Origin of the sequence: Spongiactinospora gelatinilytica (assembly GCF_003236385.1) — a bacterium.
Lineage (GTDB): Bacteria > Actinomycetota > Actinomycetes > Streptosporangiales > Streptosporangiaceae > Spongiactinospora > Spongiactinospora gelatinilytica.
In genome coordinates this window covers 1-1,176 of sequence record NZ_POUA01000743.1, presented here as the reverse complement: position 1 = coordinate 1,176, position 1,176 = coordinate 1, and the positions used below count along the sequence as shown (strand labels likewise).

Below are 1,176 nucleotides of genomic sequence, written 5' to 3'. Positions count from 1 at the left end.
GGGGCGAGGGGGTCATGTCAGATGAATCCCGAGCACGAGGAGGGCGAGCTGGACGGCGATGAAGATCTGCAACGGCCGGTCACGCAGGGCCAGTTCCTCCGGCTCCTCCCCCGCGCCCTGGTCGACCAGGAGGTTGTGCCGGAGTACGACCAGCACGAACGGCACGATGCTGAGCGCGTGGAAGGGCCCGGGGTGATCGTTAAGTGCCCACAGGCAGTAGGTGACGATCATCGCGCCGGAGCACATGGTGCGGACCTGCGCGAGGTAGCCGGGGGTGTAGGCGGCCAAGGTCGCCCGGGTGGCCGAGCCGGCTTGCGCCCGTCGTTCGGCCTCGCGCTTGCCGGCCACGAGCTGGAGCGAGCCGAGCGAGATCACCACCAGGAACCAGCTCGTCACCGGGACCTCCACCGCGACGGCTCCGGCGAGGGCCCGGACGACGTGGCATCCGGCGACCGCGACCAGGTCCACGACCGGCTGCCGCTTCAGCCAGAACGTGTAGCCGAGGGTGAGGGCCAGGTACCCGGCCACCACGGCGGGGAGCCGCCAGCCGCCGGTCAGCGCGGCGACGGCGGGGGCGCTCGCGGCCAGCACCGCCCCGGCCGCCCTGGCCAGCGGGACGGGGATCAGGCCAGAGGCGACGGGGCGGTGCCGCTTCCTCGGGTGCAGCCGGTCGGCGGCGGCGTCGGCGGCGTCGTTGATCAGGTACGCCCCGGAGGCGGCCAGGCAGAACGCCGCGAAGGCGATCAGCGCGGCCCGCGCGCCCGTGGGGGTGGACAGTTCTCCGGCGGCCAGGGGGGCGGCGAGCACCAGCCCGTTCTTCACCCACTGCCGTGGCCGCAGGGCCCGGGCCAGGCCGGCCGCCCGCGAGCGGCGGGATACGGCGGGCCGCCGCGTCAACGCCGGCCCGGCGCTCACCCGCGGACCGCCCGGGCGGGGAGGGATGTGCCTGGGGAGAAATGGGACACCAGCGGAGCTTATCGAGCTTAGCTCGACAACTCCGTGAAACCCGACATAACGGCTTATGACCCTATTTCCCACGCCCGGCCGTTGCACAGCGGCGGCCCGTACGTGTAGGTCCTGCCATCCCTCGCCGTCGCCACCAGCGAATTGCCCGGGGCACGCTCCTCGCACATCCATCCGGGAAACCTGATCGAGGTCCCCTCCCCCGGCCCCAGC

1 protein-coding gene is annotated in these 1,176 nt (G+C 73.0%); it reads right to left on the bottom strand.

Features of this window, described 5'->3' with window-relative positions; genetic code table 11:
- Positions 1-12 precede the first annotated feature (12 nt).
- Positions 13-915 carry a decaprenyl-phosphate phosphoribosyltransferase gene (locus tag C1I98_RS39080; RefSeq protein ID WP_438672140.1) on the bottom strand — a complete coding sequence of 301 codons (903 nt, stop codon included), beginning with the start codon at positions 913-915 and terminating at the stop codon, positions 13-15.
- Positions 916-1,176 lie beyond the last annotated feature (261 nt).